This is a genomic window from Streptomyces sp. NPDC047130 (genome assembly GCF_040643475.1).
In the GTDB taxonomy this organism is placed as follows: Bacteria; Actinomycetota; Actinomycetes; order Streptomycetales; family Streptomycetaceae; genus Streptomyces.
Window position 1 is genome coordinate 70409 of the sequence record NZ_JBEYUK010000011.1, and the last position, 14485, is coordinate 84893.

Below are 14485 nucleotides of genomic sequence, written 5' to 3' on the forward strand. Positions count from 1 at the left end.
TACCGCCATTCCTGCCGCCCGGACTCCCGAGCCGACCCGGGAACCGCCGGGCGCGCGGGCCCGTCCGGCCTTCCGGCCTGGGACGACGTCGCCATCCGGCGTCCCCGTGCGGCCACGCTTTCAATCGGCGCGCCCCGCCCAGGCCCGGCAGGACTCCGGATCAGGCCCGGCAGGTCGCCGGACCAGGCCCGCTCAGGGGCTCGGCCCGCTCGGACGGGTCGGACTCCTGTGAACGGATCGGGCCCGCTCAGGCGGCTCGGCGCCTCAGGCCGGCTCGACCCGTCCAGGCGGCTCGGCACCTCAGGCCGGTTCCAGGAAGCCCTGCTCGATCAGCAGCCTGATCTGCGCCGGGGTGCGGTCGCGCAGCATCACCGGGTCCTCACCCATGAGCTGGGCGATGGCGTCCAGGATCCGGCCCGCACTGAGCGATCCGTCACACACTCCCGCGAACCCGGCCCCGACGGTGTCCACCCTGGTGGCCCGGCGCATGCCCCTGTTCTGCCGCAGCACGACGTGCTCCGGGTCCTCGGCGCCGGGCAGGCCGACCTGTTCCTGGACCACCTCACCGGCCAGCCTGAAGTGGGCCCCGAGCAGGCCGGCGTCGTCGGTGGCACGGAGGTAGTCCACCCGCTCGAAGTGGGCGCGGACCGTGTCGCCGAGCGGCTGCTCGACGGGGTGCGGCCATTCCTCGATGGTGATCGAGGGCTCGCTCTCGGCCGCCGCGCTCCGACGGAGCGTGATCCAGCCGAATCCGACCGACCTGACGTCCCGCGCCTCGAACTCGTCCAGCCAGGCGTCGTACCGGGACTGGTACTCGGCCGGGTCGCCCTGGTGGTCCCCGGCGTCGCGCAGCCAGAGCTCGGCGTACTGGGTGATGTCCTGGACCTCGCGCTGGACGATCCAGGCGTCGCAGCCCCACGGCACCCAGGAGGACAGCCGGGCCTGCCAGTCCTCGCCGTCCACGTGCTCCCAGTTGGCGAGGAACTGGGCGAAGCCGCCCTCGTTCAGCCGGGCCCCGGACTGCTGGACCAGCGTGCGGCACAGGTCGTCGCCGCGCATCCCGCCGTCCCGGTAGGTGAGCCTGGCTCCCGGGGAGATCACGAAGGGCGGGTTCGAGACGATCAGGTCGTACGTGTCGTTCTCCGGAAGCGGCTCGAACAGCGAGCCTTCCCGCAGGTCGGCCGCGGGGGCACCGGACAGCGCCAGGGTCAGCGCGGTCACGTGGAGGGCGCGGGGGTTCAGGTCGGTGGCGGTCACCCGGGTGGCGTGCCCCGTCGCGTGCAGTGCCTGGATTCCCGAGCCCGTGCCGAGGTCCAGGGCGGAGGCCACCGGGGTTCGGACCGTGATGCCGGCCAGGGTGGTCGAGGCGCCGCCGACACCGAGCACCACGCCCTCGTCCTTGCTGCCGATGCCACCGGCGCCGCCGACCGCGCACCCCAGGTCCGAGACGATGAACCAGTCCTCGCCGTCCGACCCTCCGTAGGGCCGGATGTCGACGGTGGCGGCGATCTCGTCCCCAGCGGTCGCTCGCAGCCATCCGGCGTCCAGGGCGTCCTCCAGCGGCAGCACCCCGGCCACCCGCTCACGGGTCACCGGCTGCTGGAGGAGGAACAGGCGGACCAGTATCTCCAGTGCCGTCTCGCCGCGCGTGGCGCGCAGCGCCGGGACGGTCTCGGCCCGCGCCAGCGCCGCGTAGGCCGGGGCGCCGAGCAGGTCGAGCAGTCCGTCGGCGGTGAAGTCCGCCGCTAGCAGGGCTTCGCGCAGGCGTGCCGCGGAGTCCGGACGGTCGGCGGCCGGCAGGCCGGACAGAGCCGAAGGCCTGGCGTCCGAGGACCTGGCGTCCGAAGGCCCGGTGCCCGGTCGCCGGGTGTCCGAGGAATGCGTGTCGGGCTGGGGTGACTGGCTGACGTTGCTCACCGTCCCATTGTCACCGCTTGTGCCGAACCGGCACGCCGCCTGTGGACGGCGGCGGCCGCCACCGGGCCCGGTCTGTGGACAAGCCCACGCACGCTCGACGGGACGTCAGCCTCCTGGGTGAACTCCTGCTCCGCGCCCCCGCTCCTGACCTGGCGGACGCAGAACTCCCCGTGGCACAGGGCCGTCCGGGAGCGAGCTCCCCAGGGCCGAGCGTCAGGCGTCCGGGCTCGCCCCGGTGCCTCCGTCGGCCTTGCAGCTCGCCTGGCCGCGCATGGCCTCGCCGACCTCGCCCTCCTCCAGGCGCTTCAGCGCGTCGCTTCCGCTGCCGCTGAGCTTCTGGAGTTCGGTGCCGATCTCCTTGAGTCCGTCGGCGAACTCCGCCTGGTCGTCCGTCTTCAGCTTGTCGACCTGGTTCTTCAGGCCGGCGTAGGAGTCGGCGATGGAGTTGAGCTCCTTCACCGCGTCCTTCTGCTTCTTCTCACCGTTCTCCACAGCGGGCGGCCCGGCCCGGTCGATCACGCGGCCGATCTGCCGGTAGGCGTCGGACATGTCCTGGAAGGCCTTGGAGTCGGTCTCCTTGACGTCCTTCGGCGGCGCCTTGTCGGAACTCTCCTCCTGGATGGAGGCGTTGGCCGCCTGGATCTTCTTGGCCTGAGGCTGCACACCGTCACAGACCTTCTTGGCCCAGGCGTCGAGTTCTTCGCTGTTGTCGTCACCGCAACCGGACAGCGTCAGCATCAGTGCCGCACCGCCGACCAGGACGGTCGCGAGCTTCTTCTTCACCGGGTCGGTCCCTTCCGTCGCTCTCGGCCCCGGAACATACACGCCGAGCCCGGGCCAGACGGAGTGCGACCATCCGATTTATGGCATATTGACTCCTTTTGCATCAGCGAGAGAAGATTCACGACCACATTCGGGCAAGCTCCTGCACAGGACGGGCACAAGTGCTCGTTGGAAGGGAGAACGACAGGCCGTCAGGGCACGGGACCCGCAACGGCGTCCTGCGTGTCGCCCATCGCGATGCCGCGCCGCCGGGACACCCACACCGCGGCCACGACCACCGCCAGCGCCGACACGGCGATCGCCGCCCGCAGCCCGGTGTTGGCGCCGGAGCCGTAACCGAGCTGGATCACCGCCGGCGCGATCAGCAGAGCCACCAGGTTCATCACCTTGAGCAGCGGGTTGATGGCCGGGCCGGCGGTGTCCTTGAAAGGGTCCCCCACCGTGTCGCCGATGACGGTGGCCTCGTGGGCCTGGCTTCCCTTACCTCCGAAGTTGCCGTCCTCCACCAGCTTCTTGGCGTTGTCCCAGGCGCCGCCGGAATTGGCCAGGAACACCGCCATCAGGGTGCCCGCGCCGATCGCCCCGGCCAGGAACGCCGCGAGCGCACCGACCCCGAGAGTGAACCCGACGGCGACCGGGGCGGTCACGGCCAGCAGGCCTGGCGTGGCGAGTTCGCGCAGGGCGTCCCGGGTGCAGATGTCGACGACCCGTCCGTACTCCGGCTTCTCGGTCCGGTCCATGATCCCGGGCCGCTCCCGGAACTGCCGCCGCACCTCGTGGACCACCGCCCCGGCCGACCGGGAGACCGCGTTGACCGCGAGGCCGGAGAAGAGGAAGACGACCGCGGCGCCCACGATCAGTCCGACCAGGTTGTTGGGCTGGGTGATGTCCGTGATCAGCGTGAGGGGGGCGTCGGGTCCTGAGAGCTTCTCGCCCACCTCGCGCGCGCCGGTGACCACGGCGTCGCGGTAGGACCCGAAGAGAGCCGCCGCGGCCAGCACCGCGGTGGCGATGGCGATGCCCTTGGTGATCGCCTTGGTGGTGTTGCCCACCGCGTCGAGATCGGTCAGCACCTGGGCACCGGGGCCCTCCACGTCACCGGACATCTCCGCGATGCCCTGCGCGTTGTCGGAGACCGGACCGAAGGTGTCCATGGCGACGATCACGCCGACCGTGGTGAGCAGGCCGGTGCCGGCGAGGGCGACCGCGAACAGGGCGAGCATCACCGAGGCGCCGCCCAGCAGGAAGGCCCCGTACACGCCGAGCGCGATCAGCAGGGCGGTGTAGACGGCGGACTCCAGGCCGATCGCCACCCCGGCCAGGATCACGGTGGCCGGTCCGGTCAGGGAGGTACGGCCGATGTCGCGCACGGGCCGGCGGCCGGTCTCCGTGAAGTAGCCGGTGAGCTGCTGGATCAGCGCGGCCAGCACGATGCCGATGGCCACGGCCACCAGGGCCAGCACCCGCGGATCGCCGGACCTGCCGCTGACGGCCTGGTCGGTCACCCCGTCCAGTTCGGCGTAGGAGGAGGGCAGGTAGACGAAGACGGCGATCGCGACGAGGACCAGCGAGACCACCGCCGAGACGAAGAAGCCCCGGTTGATGGCGCTCATGCCACTACGGTCGGTGCGGCGCGGGGCCACCGTGAAGATGCCGATCATCGCGGTCAGCACCCCGATCGCCGGGACCATCAGCGGAAAGGCGAGTCCGGCGTCGCCGAACGCCGCCTTGCCGAGGATCAGCGCGGCCACCAGGGTCACCGCGTACGACTCGAAGAGGTCGGCCGCCATGCCCGCGCAGTCACCCACGTTGTCCCCGACGTTGTCGGCGATGGTCGCCGCGTTCCGCGGATCGTCCTCGGGGATGCCCTGCTCCACCTTGCCGACCAGGTCGGCGCCGACGTCGGCGGCCTTGGTGAAGATGCCGCCGCCGACGCGCATGAACATGGCGATCAGCGCGGCGCCGAGACCGAAGCCCTCCAGCACCTTCGGGGCGTCTGCCGCGTACACCAGCACCACGCACGCGGCGCCCAGCAGCCCCAGCCCCACGGTGAACATGCCCACCACACCCCCCGTGCGGAAGGCGATGCGCATGGCCGCGCGGGTCGCCGCGGCCGTGCTCTTCTCGTCCACGGCGTCCCGGGCGGCGGCCGCCACCCGCACGTTGGTGCGCACGGCCAGCCACATGCCGATGTACCCGGTGGCCGCCGAGAAGGCCGCGCCGATCAGGAAGAACACCGACCGGCCGATGCGCTGCCCCCAGTCGTCCGCGGGCAGCAGGAGGAGCAGGAGGAAGACGGCGACGGCGAAGACCGCGAGGGTGCGCAACTGCCGGGTCAGATACGCCTTGGCGCCCTCCTGCACGGCCGCGGCGATCCGCCTCATGCTCTCGGTTCCCTCACCGGCCACGAGCACCTGGCGCACCAGCACCCCGGCCACCGCCAGAGCCAGCAGGGCCACCACGGCGATCACCGCGACGATCACCCGGTTGCCGTCGGTCAGCACCGCGGCGAGCTCGACCTGGCCGACGTGCCCGTCGGCCGCGGAAACGAGGGAAAGCCCCGCCATGCGTCCTCCTCCGCTCTTCAGAGCAGCGTCACACGAACGCGACGGAGGCGCACATCAGGGATGAATCGGACGGGACCGGAGTGGCCGCCCGGGGAAAAGCGGAAGCGAAGAGAGTGATCAGGCGCGAGCGGTGGGCCAGGTCATCCTGATCAGACCGCCTTCGGAACCGGCACTGACCTCGAGGTCGTCGACCAGGCCGGAGATCACGGCGAGGCCCATCTGGTCCTCCTCGGTCTCCGCCGCGTCGAGCACCGCCGGCGACAGGCCGGAGACGGCGTCCACGGAGGTCGTACGGGGAGCGTCGTCGGCCACCTCGATGGAGAACAGCTTCTCCTCGTCGGTCAGCGCGATCCGCACCGGCGTGCCGAGCCCGCTGCCGCGGTGCAGACCCACGGCACGGGAGCACGCCTCGCCGACGGCCAGGCGGACCTCGTCGAGAACCGCCTCGTCCACACCGGCTCGGCGCGCCACCGCGGCCGCCACCAGCCGGGCCGTCCGGACATGCGCCGGCAGCGGGCTGATGAGGAGTTCAACGGTGGCCATGCATCCCCCTCCGAACTACGGTCCTGCTCCCGGAGGGCATGCCGGAACACCGACCCGCCCTCCCGATGGTCGTCCGCCCCGGGCCTGGACCCGGGGCGGCACGTGTCAGTCGGTGGCCGCTACCGCTTCCTCGACCGACGTGTGGATCGGGAAGACCTTGGTCAGGCCGGTGATCCGGAAAATCTTCAGAATGCGCTCCTGGTTGCACACCAGGCGGAGCGAGCCCTCATGGGCGCGCACCCGCTTCAGGCCGCCGACCAGTACGCCGAGCCCGGTGGAGTCGAGGAAGTCCACGCCCTCCATGTCGACGACGAGGTGGAAGCTCCCGTCGTTCACCAGCTCGACCAGCTGCTCGCGCAGCTTGGGCGCGGTATATACGTCGATTTCACCACCGACCTCGACGACCGTGCGATCGCCGACGGTACGGGTCGACAGGGACAGGTCCACGGATCCTCCAGCACCTTGCTATCGAGCGGTCGCCCCTCGGGACACCTGGCGGAATCCCCGGGACTGTTCGCCAGCCGCGATGGCATTCAATCACTTACCGGCAGGCGCGCACGACGCCTTGGGTCCATTGTCCTTCCAGCCGGTGACACACTCGGTGCCGATGGCTGAGAATCACCGATCCGGTCGAACCCGGACGGACACTGCTTCCCGCCCCTCGCCGGGCACGATTCTGGACCGGCTCGCCGGGGGTCCGGATCGCGCTGCGCGCATCACTCATACGGAGCACCTGCCCCCTCGTGCGGGTCGGCATGCCGTCTGGCCGCACGAGATCCGGGAAGAAGTTCTTTCAGCGGTCCGCGAACACGGCATCGAGCACCCATGGGCCCACCAGGCACGGGTCGCCGAGCACGCCCTGGACGGCGAGTCGGTCGTGGTCGCCACCGGTACCGCTTCCGGCAAGTCGCTGGCGTACCTGGTGCCCGCCCTCTCCGCCCTGCTGGACGGCGCCGAGGCGCCCAACGGCCGCGGCGCGACCGCCCTCTACCTGGCGCCCACCAAGGCACTCGCCGCCGACCAGCACCGCGCCGTGCGGGAACTGGCCGAACCGCTCGGGACCAAGGTGCGCCCGGCCGTGTACGACGGCGACACACCGGTCGAGGAGCGGGAGTGGGTCCGGCAGTACGCGAACTACGTGCTGACCAATCCGGACATGCTGCACCGCGGGATCCTGCCGTCCCATCCCCGCTGGTCCTCCTTCCTGCGGGCGCTGCGGTACGTGGTGATCGACGAGTGCCACACCTACCGGGGCGTCTTCGGGTCGCACGTCGCCCAGGTGCTGCGCCGCCTGCGCCGGCTCTGCGCCCGGTACGGCTCCTCCCCCGTGTTCCTGCTGGCCTCCGCCACGGCCGCGGAGCCAGCCCAGGCCGCACGGCGGCTCACCGGCCTGCCGGTGATCGAGGTGGCCGACGACGCCTCCCCCCGCGGCGAGCTGCTGTTCGCGCTCTGGGAGCCTCCGCTGACCGAACTCCAGGGCGAGAAGGGCGCGCCGGTACGCCGCACGGCCACCGCGGAGACGGCCGATCTCCTCACCTCGCTCACCCAGCAGGGCGTGCGGACCGTGGCGTTCGTCCGATCGAGGCGCGGGGCGGAGCTGATCTCGGTCATCACCCAGGAGCGACTGGCCGAAAAAGATCGTTCACTGGCCGGGCGTGTCGCGGCGTACCGGGGTGGCTATCTGCCCGAGGAACGGCGCGCGCTGGAACGCGCGCTCCACTCCGGGGAGCTGCTGGGGCTCGCCGCGACCACCGCCCTGGAGCTCGGGGTCGACGTCTCCGGCCTCGACGCCGTCCTGATCTGCGGCTACCCCGGCACCCGCGCCTCCCTCTGGCAGCAGGCGGGGCGTGCCGGGCGCACCGGGCAGGGCGCCCTCGCGGTACTGGTGGCTCGTGACGACCCCCTGGACACCTTCCTGGTGCATCACCCGGAGGCGCTGTTCGACCGTCCGGTGGAGTCGACCGTGCTGGACCCGGACAACCCGTACGTGCTGGCACCCCACCTGTGCGCCGCCGCCGCGGAGCTCCCGCTGACCGACGAGGACCTCGAGCTCTTCGGCCCGGCGACCGCGGACCTCATGCCGCAACTGGAGGCCGCGCGACTGCTGCGCCGCCGCGCCCGGGCCTGGCACTGGACCCGCAGGGAGCGGGCGGCCGACCTGGCGGACATCCGCGGTGAGGGCGGCCGGCCCGTGCAGGTCGTCGAGGCCGGCACGGGGCGGCTGCTCGGCACCGTCGACGCCGGGGCGGCCCACACATCGGTCCACGAGGGCGCGGTGCACCTGCACCAAGGGCTCACCTACCTGGTCCGGGAACTCGACCTGGAGACGTCCGTCGCCCTCGTCGAGCGCGCCGACCCGCCGTACACGACCGTCGCCCGGGACACCACCGCCATCGCCGTCCTGTCCACCGACACGGAGATCCCCTGGGGCGAGGGGAGGCTCTGCTTCGGGTCGGTCGAGGTGACCAACCAGGTGGTGTCCTATCTGCGACGACGGCTGATCACCGGAGAGGTGCTGGGCGAGACCAAGCTGGATCTGCCTCCGCGGACGCTGCGCACCCGTGCCGTCTGGTGGACCGTCACGGAGGACCAGCTCGATGCCGCACGCATCTCCCCGGAGATCCTGGGCGGCGCCCTGCACGCCGCCGAGCACGCCTCCATCGGCATGCTGCCGCTCTTCGCCACCTGCGACCGCTGGGACATCGGCGGGGTCTCCGTTCCTCTGCATCCGGACACGCTGCTTCCCACGGTCTTCGTGTACGACGGTCATCCGGGTGGCGCGGGGTTCGCGGAGCGGGCGTTCCACACCGCGCGGGAGTGGCTGCGGGCGACCCGGGAGGCGATCGCGTCCTGCGAGTGCGAGGCGGGGTGTCCGTCGTGCATCCAGTCCCCGAAGTGCGGCAACGGCAACGAGCCGCTGCACAAGCGGGGGGCGGTACGGCTGCTGACCGAGCTGCTGCGGGGGGCTCCGGCGAAAGCGCCGGGAGGGTCGCCCGGCGGCGAGGCGAGGTAGCGGCGCCGGGGCTGTGCCGTGCGCCCCCTCGCCTTGTCTCGCCGCGGCGGCGGCCGGGCCCGTGCTCGCCCCGGCCCGCGCCCTTTGCCCGGCTGAGGATCCGTACCGAGGGCTGTCGGCGGGCACCCGCCCCGCGTGAGCCCGCACGCAGTCGCCCAGCCGCGCACCCGCCCACTGCTGCGGGCGGTCGGGCAGTCGGGCAGTCGGGCGGGCGGCCGGGCGGTCGGGCGGTCGGGCGGTCGGGCGGTCGGGCGGTCGGGCGGCGCAGGGTGGCCCTGCGTTAACGGCACCCTCACGGCAGCGCGGGAGCCGACAGGCGGCTTGCCGAGCCCAGGGCCCGCAGGCCCCACGATCGCGGGGCCTGCGGAGCCGGGAGGGCCGGGACAGCCGGATCCGAAGGAACTGGCGGATCCGAGGAGCGCCGCAGACCCGCGGGGGCCGGCAGATGCGAGGGGGCCGACGTGCCCGAGGGGGCCGACGTGCCCCAAGGGACCCGCGGAAGCCGGGGCGGCGTCCCCCGGGGCGGTGGAGGAGGTGACGGGGCCGGTGGGCCCGCTCTGGCGCGGGAGGTGGCTGCGAAGGGGCCGTGACCGGCGGCCACGACCACGTCGGCCACCTCGCCGGTGATCCCGCACCGGACCAGCCGAACCCGCTGGGCCTCGGCCACCCGGTCGGCCTGGAGGCACGCGGCCGCCGGCCCGTCCGGCCAGTGCCCCGCCGCGGCGAGTGCCGCCAGGTCGGCCCCCGCGGCGGCCCGGTGCCGCACCAGCACCACCTCGCTCATGGCGAGGACCGCCGCGAAGACCACGCAGAGCGCGCAGATCGCCCCGCCCGCCCAGACCGTGGCCGACCCCCGGTCGTCGCGGCACATCATGGCCCCGCTCCGACGGTCTCCTCGGCGAGGGCGACCGCCTCGTGCCGCACCTCGAACGGCAGGGCCCCGGCGCCCGGCGGGCGGGCCACCACGCCCACCCGCACCAGGCCACCGCTCCGGGCGACCGTCACCCGCGCGCCGTCCGGAGCCGCGCGCCGGACCACGGCCAACACCGCCTCCTCGGGGTCCTGACGGGCCGCGGCCCGGGCGCCCGCCCGGGCCGCGTCCACACACTGGATCTGCGCGGCGGTCGCCAGCAGGGCCCACACCAGCGCCATCCCGAAGAGGACCAGCACCGGCAGGGTCACCGCGGTCTCCGCGGTCACCATCCCGCTCTGCCGGTCCCGCACCGGCCGCCGCGCCGCCTCAGGGCCCTCCATCGAGCGCCTTCTTCACCAGCTGCTGCAGTTCCGTGTTGACCTGGCCGCTGGTCACCACCTTGTAGAGCACCGCTGCGAAGGCCACCGCCGCGACGATGCCCATCGCGTACTCCGAGGTGACCATGCCCGCGTCCCCGCGGCCCGCCTCTACCCGGCAGACCAGGTACAGGAGCCGGTTCCGCAGCCGGCGCGCCCGTCGTGTCATGTTCCGCATTTCGTCCTCCAGGTGTCGTTCTGTTGGTCGGTTCCTCACTGACCGCCGCACCGTCGCGGCGGAGTCGTTCACGGGCCTGCGCCGAGGGCGCCGTCGGCCAGGCCGATCACCACCGGGAGCACCCCGACGGTGATGAAGGCGGGCAGGAAGCACAGGCCGACCGGCCCGGTGATCAGCACCCCCGCCTTCCGGGCCCGCCCCGTGGCGGCGCGGTCACCTGCCGCCCTGGCCTCGGCGGCCAGCCGCCCGGCAGGAGCGGCCGCCGGCAGACCGGACTCTCCCGCCCGTTCGATGAGCCGGGCGAGCGGCGCCGCGCCCGGTACCGCGGCCAGTCGCTGCCAGGCGGCCGCCGGTTCGCCTCCGAGCCGGACCTCCGCCGCGCCCTGCTCCAGGCGGCGGCCCAGCGGCCCTCCGAGGGCCTCGCCCACCGCCCGTGCGGCGACCACGGGGTCGGCGCCGGCCTCCACACAGGCGGCCAGCAGGTCGGCGGCGAGCGGAAGCTGTGCCGCAGCCCGGTGGGCCGTCCGGTCCGCGCCGGCCTCGCGGGCCGCCCACCGTCCGAGCCGCTGCCGCAGGCAGAGCCCGGTCACCACGCCCACCGCCAGGCCCGGTAGTCCTCCGACGAGCAGCCAGCCCACCGCGACCGCGCCCAGGACCGCGGCCCGGCGCCGCGCTGTCTCCCCGGCCCCCGGCCAGGACCGGACCGGCCCCGGCACCACCCCCGGCGCGGACGCGGGTCGCTGCAGCAGTGACGACGCCCGTCGACGCGTCCTCCGGGCACGGCGGTACTCCAGTCCGTGCCCCGCCGCCCAGCACAGCCCCGCCGTCGCTCCCAGCACCGTCACGGCGCCCGGCCAGGTCATGCCCCCTCCTCCGCGCCGCGCACGATCCACAGCGCCCACCGGACGCCCGCTGCCTCCAGCAGCCCACCCACCGCCAGGCACGCCAGCCCGGGCCCCGTGTGCAGCAGGACCCGCAGCGGGTCGGCCCCCAGCGCCGTCCCCAGAAGCAGCCCCAGTGCCGGGAGCCCGGCGAGCATCACGGTGGTGGCCCGGGCACCGGCCAGTTGGGACCGCAGGTCGGCGCGCCGGTCCCGTTCCGCGCGGAGCGCCGCGTCGAGCCGTTCCAGCCCGTCGGCCAGGCCCGCGCCCCGGTCCACCGCCACCTGCCAGCAGGCCGCCAGTCCGCGCAGCCCTTCCGCCCCGGGTGAGCGGGAGGCTCCGCCGAGCGCCCCCGCGACGTCTCCGCCGAACCGCGCCGCCGCGACCGCCGGGGCGAGCGCCCCGGCGAGCACCCCGGTCCCGTCCGCGCGGACCGCCACGGGAAGCGCCTCACCGGGTTGCCGTCCCGCCCGTACCTCGCCGGCCAGCGCGCCGCACAGGGCGATCACCGCCTCCGCCCGCAGGTCCCGTTCCCGCCGCCTGCCGGCGGCCCGCCGGGCCCGCCGTACCAGGGGCACGGCGGCCAGGCCCGCTGCCAGGGGCAGAGGTGACACTCCGAGCACTGCCACGGCTCCCCCGGCGGCCAGGACCCACCACTCGGCTCCAGGTCGCCTCTCCCCGGCCAGGAGCCTGCGAGCCCCCTCGCCGCGCACCGCCTCCCTGAGCCACGCCGCCCCACCGGCAGAACCGTGCCCCGCGCCACCGCCACCCCTGCCGACCACCGCTCGGGCCCGCCGAGCCACCGACCGGGGTCGCGACACCCACCAGGCTCCCGCCGCACAGAGGGCCGCGGCGACGGCCCACCCGCCCTCCGCGAGGGCCGTGCCGGGAACAGGGCTCACCACGTCACCCCCGCCGTGCTCCGGGCCGTCGGGCGGGCGGCCTCGGCACCGCCAGGCTCGCCGCCGTCCAGCAGCTCGACGAGCCGCGCCCATCCGCGTTCGGGGACGAAGGCCTGCTCGCTCCAGCGCAGGGCGGGAACCGTCCGCACCAGCCCGTCGGCGTCACGTTCGAGCACCCGCACCTCGGCGACGCGCCGGCGCCCACCGCGCTCGCGCACAAGGTGGATCACCACCGACAGCGCGGCGGCCAACTGGCTGTGCAGCGCGGCCCGGTCCAGCCCGGCCGCCGTCCCCAAAGCCTCCAGTCGGGCCGGAACGTCCGCGGCGGCGTTGGCGTGGACCGTGCCGCAGCCGCTGTGGCCGGTGTTCAGCGCGGCCAGCAGGTGCACCACCTCCGCCCCGCGCACCTCCCCCACCACCAGCCGGTCGGGGCGCATGCGCAGGGCCTGGCGCACCAGGTCCTCGAGCGTGACCAGGCCGGCACCCTCCTGGTTGGCCGGTCTGCTCTCCAGCCGCACGACATGGGGGTGGTCCGGCCGGAGCTCCGCCGAGTCCTCGGCCAGCACGATGCGTTCGGCCGGCCCGGTCAGGCCCAGCAGGGCGCTGAGAAGCGTGGTCTTGCCCGTACCGGTGCCTCCGCTGACGAGGAAGGACAGCCGGGCGTCGACCAGGGCCCGCAGCACGCCCTCACCGCTGGGCGGAAGCATGCCGGCCCGGGTCAGTTCGTCGAGGGTGAAGGCCCTGGGCCGGACGACCCGCAACGAGAGGCAGGCGCAGCCGACCGCGACCGGCGGGAGGACGGCGTGCAGTCGTGTGCCGTCCGGCAGCCGCGCGTCCACCCAGGGGCGGGCGTCGTCGAGGCGGCGTCCCGTGACGGAGGCCAGGCGTTGGGCCAGGCGCCGTACCGCGGCGGCGTCCGGGAAGACCACACCGGTCAGCTCCAGCCCCGATCCCCGGTCGACCCACACCCGGTCCGGCGCGGAGACCAGAACGTCCGTCACCTCAGGATCCTTGAGCAGTGGTTCCAGCGGGCCACTGCCCACCAGTTCGGACCGCAGCCGTACCGCCGCTCCCAGCACCTCGGCGTCTCCGAGAACCCGTCCGCCCCGCTCCCGCAGGGCTTGGGCCACCCGCGCCGGGGTGGGCTCGGCGCCGCTCTCGGCCAGCCAGCGGCGCACCCCGTCGAGGAGCTCCACCGCGGGCGGGGCGGCCTCGTCCTGGACGGTGCCCACCGGCCCGGCGTCCGTCCGCCCGGCGCTCATCGGCCGTCCGCCGATGCCGCCGCGCGGGCCCAGAACTGCCGGCAGAACCGGGACAGCGGGGCGCGGGGGGCCGCGCCGGGAGGCAGCGCCCCCGCCGCGGGTGGTCGCAGCGCCGGATCGACCGGCACCTCCCCGAGCAGCGGCAGTCCGAGCAGGCGGGCCACCTCCGGCGCGTCGAGGCCGGGAGCGTGAGGGCCGCGGACGGCGACCCGGAGGTCCCTCAGCACCATGCCGGCCATCGACGCCACCCGTCCGGCCGCGGCCACCGCCCGGATCTCGGCGGGCACCACCAGGACGCCCAGATCGAGCTGGGCGAGGATCTCGGCCACTCCCTCGTCGACCCGTCGCGGCAGGTCCACGACGACCGCCCCACCGCCCCTGCGGGCCGCCGCCAGCACCGCCCGGACGGCGTCCGGGGGGACGGTCACGCAGTCACCGCGGTCCCAGCTCAACACTCTCAGGGAGTGCAGGCTGGGCAAGGACTCCTCCAGTGCCCCACCGCCCAACCGACCCCGGGAGGAGGCGAAGGCGGGCCAGCGCAGGCCCTCGGCCGCCTCACCGCCGAGCAGCACGTCCAGCCCGCCGCCCAGCGGATCGGCGTCGACCAGCAGGGTGCGTACCCCGCCGCGGGCCGAGGTGACGGCGAGCGCGCAGGCCAGTGTGGAGGCCCCGGCACCGCCTCGCCCGCCGATGACGCCGACCGTCAGCGCGGGCCGGCCGACGCCCTCCACCACGTCGGCGATCCGGTCGGTGAGCCACTGCTCGCCGTCGGGCAGGACCAGCACGTGGTCCGCCCCGATCTCGACGGCACGCCGCCACACCTGAGGATCGTCCTGGTCCCGTCCGACCAGGACCACTCCGGGTCTACGGGGTGCCCCGCGCACCCGCCGTGCCGCGTCGTCGCCGATCAGGACGAGCGGTGCCGCTTCCCAGACGGACCGTCTGCCGGGTGGCCCGGGATGCACCTCCGGGGTCGCCCCGGCCGCGGCGCACAGCCGCAGGAGATCGTCGAGGAGCAAGGGGTCCTCGGTGAGGATGAGCGGTGCGCCCGCCCCGCGGCGGGCGCCGGGGGCCGGTGCCCCGGGGGTGGAACCGGTCATGACTGCTGCCTCCTGCCCGCCCGGAAGGTCGTGTCCCACCGGGCCGTGC

General features: G+C 74.2%; 13 protein-coding genes. 1 reads left to right on the forward strand and 12 read right to left on the reverse strand.

Annotated features, from left to right (window positions below; translation table 11 throughout):
- Positions 1 to 300 precede the first annotated feature (300 nt).
- The 5 genes from ABZ836_RS15830 to bldG all read right to left on the reverse strand — a co-directional run bounded on the left by ABZ836_RS15830 (position 301) and on the right by bldG (position 6257).
- A complete protein-coding gene (locus ABZ836_RS15830) occupies positions 301 to 1809 on the reverse strand; it encodes a class I SAM-dependent methyltransferase (protein ID WP_361142664.1) in 1509 nt (502 codons plus the stop codon).
- A gap of 321 nt (positions 1810 to 2130) precedes the next feature.
- Positions 2131 to 2700 (reverse strand): small secreted protein, encoded by a 570-nt coding sequence (locus ABZ836_RS15835; protein WP_361142491.1) that lies wholly within the window; start codon positions 2698 to 2700, stop codon positions 2131 to 2133.
- Positions 2701 to 2891: 191 nt separating this feature from the next.
- Positions 2892 to 5267, reverse strand: a complete 2376-nt coding sequence (locus tag ABZ836_RS15840; protein WP_361142494.1) for a sodium-translocating pyrophosphatase — start codon at positions 5265 to 5267, stop codon at positions 2892 to 2894.
- 117 nt (positions 5268 to 5384) lie between these two features.
- Positions 5385 to 5810, reverse strand: a complete 426-nt coding sequence (locus ABZ836_RS15845) for an ATP-binding protein (RefSeq protein WP_356137567.1) — start codon at positions 5808 to 5810, stop codon at positions 5385 to 5387.
- A gap of 105 nt (positions 5811 to 5915) precedes the next feature.
- Positions 5916 to 6257, reverse strand: coding sequence for an anti-sigma factor antagonist BldG (gene bldG / locus ABZ836_RS15850; RefSeq protein WP_003975386.1), 342 nt, complete (start codon positions 6255 to 6257; stop codon positions 5916 to 5918).
- A gap of 79 nt (positions 6258 to 6336) precedes the next feature.
- Here bldG and ABZ836_RS15855 point away from each other — a divergent pair, with 79 nt between their 5' ends.
- Positions 6337 to 8823: a DEAD/DEAH box helicase gene (locus ABZ836_RS15855; protein WP_361142498.1), complete on the forward strand. Its 2487-nt coding sequence runs from the start codon at positions 6337 to 6339 to the stop codon at positions 8821 to 8823.
- Between the two features lie 292 nt (positions 8824 to 9115).
- On the opposite strand, the gene ABZ836_RS15860 is transcribed toward ABZ836_RS15855, so the two are convergent.
- From ABZ836_RS15860 to ssd, 7 genes are all read right to left on the reverse strand, one after another.
- Positions 9116 to 9697, reverse strand: coding sequence for an Rv3654c family TadE-like protein (locus tag ABZ836_RS15860; protein ID WP_361142501.1), 582 nt, complete (start codon positions 9695 to 9697; stop codon positions 9116 to 9118).
- Positions 9694 to 10077, reverse strand: coding sequence for a TadE family type IV pilus minor pilin (locus ABZ836_RS15865; RefSeq protein WP_356137573.1), 384 nt, complete (start codon positions 10075 to 10077; stop codon positions 9694 to 9696). The genes ABZ836_RS15860 and ABZ836_RS15865 overlap by 4 nt, the downstream gene beginning before the upstream one ends.
- Entirely contained in the window at positions 10064 to 10282 is a 219-nt protein-coding gene (locus tag ABZ836_RS15870) for a DUF4244 domain-containing protein (protein ID WP_356137575.1), read from the reverse strand. Before ABZ836_RS15870 ends, ABZ836_RS15865 begins: the two co-directional genes overlap by 14 nt.
- 77 nt (positions 10283 to 10359) lie before the next feature.
- Positions 10360 to 11154 (reverse strand): type II secretion system F family protein, encoded by a 795-nt coding sequence (locus ABZ836_RS15875; RefSeq protein WP_361142505.1) that lies wholly within the window; start codon positions 11152 to 11154, stop codon positions 10360 to 10362.
- Positions 11151 to 11993, reverse strand: a complete 843-nt coding sequence (locus ABZ836_RS15880) for a type II secretion system F family protein (protein ID WP_356137579.1) — start codon at positions 11991 to 11993, stop codon at positions 11151 to 11153. Before ABZ836_RS15880 ends, ABZ836_RS15875 begins: the two co-directional genes overlap by 4 nt.
- A gap of 77 nt (positions 11994 to 12070) precedes the next feature.
- Positions 12071 to 13336: a TadA family conjugal transfer-associated ATPase gene (locus tag ABZ836_RS15885; protein ID WP_356137581.1), complete on the reverse strand. Its 1266-nt coding sequence runs from the start codon at positions 13334 to 13336 to the stop codon at positions 12071 to 12073.
- Entirely contained in the window at positions 13333 to 14436 is a 1104-nt protein-coding gene (ssd, locus tag ABZ836_RS15890; RefSeq protein ID WP_356137583.1) for a septum site-determining protein Ssd, read from the reverse strand. The genes ABZ836_RS15885 and ssd overlap by 4 nt, the downstream gene beginning before the upstream one ends.
- Positions 14437 to 14485: the final 49 nt, after the last annotated feature.

Coding starts and splice junctions, on each gene's coding strand:
- ABZ836_RS15840 (WP_361142494.1), bottom strand. CDS start 5,267: ATGGCGGGGCTTTCCCTCGTTTCCGCGGCCGACGGGCACGTCGGCCAG.
- ABZ836_RS15845 (WP_356137567.1), bottom strand. CDS start 5,810: ATGGCCACCGTTGAACTCCTCATCAGCCCGCTGCCGGCGCATGTCCGG.
- ABZ836_RS15875 (WP_361142505.1), bottom strand. CDS start 11,154: ATGACCTGGCCGGGCGCCGTGACGGTGCTGGGAGCGACGGCGGGGCTG.
- ssd (WP_356137583.1), bottom strand. CDS start 14,436: ATGACCGGTTCCACCCCCGGGGCACCGGCCCCCGGCGCCCGCCGCGGG.
- ABZ836_RS15865 (WP_356137573.1), bottom strand. CDS start 10,077: ATGGAGGGCCCTGAGGCGGCGCGGCGGCCGGTGCGGGACCGGCAGAGC.
- ABZ836_RS15855 (WP_361142498.1), top strand. CDS start 6,337: ATGGCATTCAATCACTTACCGGCAGGCGCGCACGACGCCTTGGGTCCA.
- ABZ836_RS15870 (WP_356137575.1), bottom strand. CDS start 10,282: ATGACACGACGGGCGCGCCGGCTGCGGAACCGGCTCCTGTACCTGGTC.
- ABZ836_RS15860 (WP_361142501.1), bottom strand. CDS start 9,697: ATGATGTGCCGCGACGACCGGGGGTCGGCCACGGTCTGGGCGGGCGGG.
- ABZ836_RS15885 (WP_356137581.1), bottom strand. CDS start 13,336: ATGAGCGCCGGGCGGACGGACGCCGGGCCGGTGGGCACCGTCCAGGAC.